Source organism: Streptomyces sp. NPDC002690 (assembly GCF_053592415.1).
Window position 1 is genome coordinate 1 of record NZ_JBSFVR010000569.1, and the last position, 3,086, is coordinate 3,086.

Consider the following 3,086-nt stretch of genomic DNA (forward strand, 5'->3'; position numbering starts at 1 on the left):
CCTGGAACCGGGGTACGGCCTGCGGCGGATCACCGACGACCTCTGCGCGGAGGCCGGGTTCGTGCCCAGGGTCGCGTTCGAGGGCGAGGAGGCGACCCCGGAGGGTGGCGCCCTTCACTCATGCGGGTGTCCGTCGGCCGGCCACCGGTTTACGGCTCGAACTTGTAGCCCAGGCCGCGGACCGTCACCAGGTAGCGCGGCGCGCCCGGGTCGGGCTCGATCTTGGCGCGCAGCCGCTTCACGTGCACGTCGAGGGTCTTGGTGTCACCCACGTAGTCGGCGCCCCAGACGCGGTCGATGAGCTGCATGCGGGTCAGCACGCGGCCCGCGTTGCGCAGCAGCATCTCCAGGAGGTCGAACTCCTTGAGCGGGAGGTCCACCTTGCCGCCGGAGACGGTGACCACGTGGCGGTCGACGTCCATGCGGACCGGACCGGCCTCCAGAGCGGCCGGCGCGATCTCCTCCGGCTCGCCGCGACGGCGCAGCACCGCGCGGATGCGCGCCACCAGCTCGCGCGAGGAGAACGGCTTGGTGACGTAGTCGTCGGCTCCTATCTCCAGACCGACGACCTTGTCGATCTCGCTGTCCTTGGCGGTAACCATGATCACCGGGACGTTGGAGCGGTTGCGCAGCTGCCGGCAGACCTCGGTACCGGGCAGGCCCGGCAGCATCAGGTCGAGCAGGACGAGGTCGGCGCCGTTGCGGTCGAACTCGTCGAGACCGTCGGGACCCGTCGCCGCCACGGCGACCTCGAAACCCTCCTTGCGCAGCATGTAGGACAGAACGTCGCTGAAGGATTCCTCATCCTCGACGACAAGCACTCGGGTCACGGAAGGGCCTCCGGGGCAGGAAAGGGTTCAAAAGCAGCTGTTTCGAACGGTCCCTCGTCGTCACCGTTGACGAGTAGTGGTCCGCCGGTGGTGCGTTCCCGTACGGTGCCCGACTCGGGCAGTCGCAGGGTAAAGGTGGAGCCCTGTCCCTCGGAGCTCCAGACGGTGACCTCCCCGCCGTGCGAGGCGGCCACATGCTTGACGATGGCGAGGCCGAGGCCGGTGCCACCGGTGGCTCGTGAGCGGGCCGGGTCGACGCGGTAGAACCGCTCGAAGACCCGGTCCCGGTCCTTTTCGGAGATGCCGATGCCCTGGTCGGTCACGGAGAGCTCGATCAGGGGCCGCCCCTGTCCGGTCACCCGCCGGACGGCGATACCGACACGGGTACGGGCGGGGCTGTAGTTGACGGCGTTCTCGACCAGATTGCCGAGGGCTGCGGCGAGCTGGCCGCGGTTGCCCCAGACGGAGAGGTCGCTGGTCCCGCCGGAGGCCATGGTGATCTCCTTCGACCCGGCCGGCTGGCGGCAGCGGTCGATGGCCTCGGCGACGAGCTCGTCCACCCGGACGGGCTCGGCGTCCTCCAGCGGGTCGTCGTTCTGGACCCGGGAGAGGTCGATCAGTTCCTGGACGAGGTTGGTGAGCCGGGTCGCCTCGATCTGCATCCGGCCCGCGAAACGCTCGACGGCCTCCCGGTCGTCGGACGCCTCCAGCACCGCCTCCGACAGCAGGGAGAGCGCACCGGTCGGAGTCTTCAGCTCGTGGCTGACGTTCGCGACGAAGTCGCGGCGTACCGCCTCTATCCGACGTGACTCGGTGAGGTCCTCGACCAGCAGCAGCACCAGCCGGGAGCCCAGCGGGGCGACCCGGGCGGAGACGGCGAGCGCGTCGCCCCGGCCCGTACCGCGACGGGGCAGCTCCAGCTCGACCTGCCGTATCTCGCCGTCCCGGCGGGTGTCCCGGGTCATCTGGAGCATCTGGTCCACGGCCAGCCGGCCGCCGCGCACCAGGCCCAGCGCGTACGCGGCGGAGCTGGCCTTCACCACGCCGTCGCTCTCGTCGAGCACGACGGCGGAGGAGCTGAGGACGGAGAGGACGGTGTCCACTCCGGGGGGCAGGGTGGCGCTGGTCTCGGGCCGCACGGATGCGCGCGTCGGTTTCTTCAGATCGCGTTCGCTCCAGCGAAACGCCAGCATCGCGATCACACCGGTGCACAACCCGGCGGTCCCGGCTGCTGCGGCGACCGCCGCGTTCACGTCCATGTCGTCCAGGTTATGCGTCGATGCGCACGCCCTCACAGCCATACGAGTGCCTACTCGAACACTCGTCGCCCAGAGTTCACCGAGGGTATGGGCTTGGTTCACTTCTGCGGACGGATTCGGACGCGTTCCGCCCGCACCGTGGGAGCGTGGGGTTCGACCCAGAGACCCCGGCCCCAGGACTGGAGAGGGACTTCCATGCGCGACGCCTACCACGAGGAACTCGACTCGATCGGCGAGGACCTGGTCGAGATGGCCCGGCTCGTCGGGTCGGCGATCGGACGGGCCACCACGGCCATGCTCGACGCCGACCTCAATCTCGCGGAGACGGTCATCGCCGCGGACCAGCGGGTCGACGACCTCCAGCACGAACTGGAGGCGCGCGCCATCGCCCTCCTCGCCCGGCAGCAGCCGGTGGCGACCGATCTGCGGATCGTGGTCACCTCGCTGCGCATGAGCGCCGACCTGGAGCGCTCGGGCGACCTCGCCCAGCACGTCGCCAAGCTGGCCCGGCTCCGCTTCCCGGACAAGGCCGTACCGCACGACCTGCACGCGACCATCCTGGAGATGGGGCAGCTGGCACAGCGGCTGATGGCGAAGGCCGCCGAGGTGATCATCACCAAGGACGTCGATCTGGCACTCCAGCTGGAGCAGGACGACGACGAGATGGACCTGCTGCACCGCGCGCTCTTCCAGCACCTGATGGACGACCGCTGGAAGCACGGCATCGAGACCGCGGTCGACGTGACCCTGCTCGGCCGCTACTACGAGCGCTTCGCCGACCACGCCGTCTCGGTCGCCAAGCGGGTCGTCTACCTGGTGACGGGCGAGCACGCGGACGAGCTCCAGAGCACGACCTCGGTAGAGGGCGCGTAGGGCGCGGGCGGGGTGGACGCAGCCCCTTACCGTCCGCGCGGCGCTCCGGCACGCCGACGTGCGCGGAGCCACCCACTCCACGGCCTCGCTCCCGGACGTCACCGACCCGACCCCGCGCATCGAG

The 3,086-nt window shown here is 70.1% G+C and carries 3 protein-coding genes and 1 pseudogene; 2 read left to right on the top strand and 2 right to left on the bottom strand.

The genetic code is table 11. The features are described from left to right. A pseudogene (locus ACWD3D_RS35270) lies at positions 1-94 on the top strand (LysR family transcriptional regulator); the annotation flags it as partial. Positions 95-149: 55 nt separating this feature from the next. Here ACWD3D_RS35270 and ACWD3D_RS35275 read toward each other — a convergent pair. Both ACWD3D_RS35275 and ACWD3D_RS35280 read right to left on the bottom strand, forming a co-directional pair. Beyond that, complete coding sequence (locus ACWD3D_RS35275) at positions 150-830, bottom strand: response regulator (RefSeq protein ID WP_451464763.1); 681 nt, start codon at positions 828-830, stop codon at positions 150-152. Then, on the bottom strand, positions 827-2,089 hold the full coding sequence (locus ACWD3D_RS35280; protein ID WP_451464764.1) for a sensor histidine kinase: 1,263 nt from the start codon (positions 2,087-2,089) through the stop codon (positions 827-829). Before ACWD3D_RS35280 ends, ACWD3D_RS35275 begins: the two co-directional genes overlap by 4 nt. A gap of 195 nt (positions 2,090-2,284) precedes the next feature. Here ACWD3D_RS35280 and phoU point away from each other — a divergent pair, with 195 nt between their 5' ends. After that, positions 2,285-2,962: a phosphate signaling complex protein PhoU gene (gene phoU, locus ACWD3D_RS35285; protein WP_451464765.1), complete on the top strand. Its 678-nt coding sequence runs from the start codon at positions 2,285-2,287 to the stop codon at positions 2,960-2,962. Positions 2,963-3,086 lie beyond the last annotated feature (124 nt).

Coding starts and splice junctions, on each gene's coding strand:
- ACWD3D_RS35280 (WP_451464764.1), bottom strand. CDS start 2,089: ATGGACGTGAACGCGGCGGTCGCCGCAGCAGCCGGGACCGCCGGGTTG.
- phoU (WP_451464765.1), top strand. CDS start 2,285: ATGCGCGACGCCTACCACGAGGAACTCGACTCGATCGGCGAGGACCTG.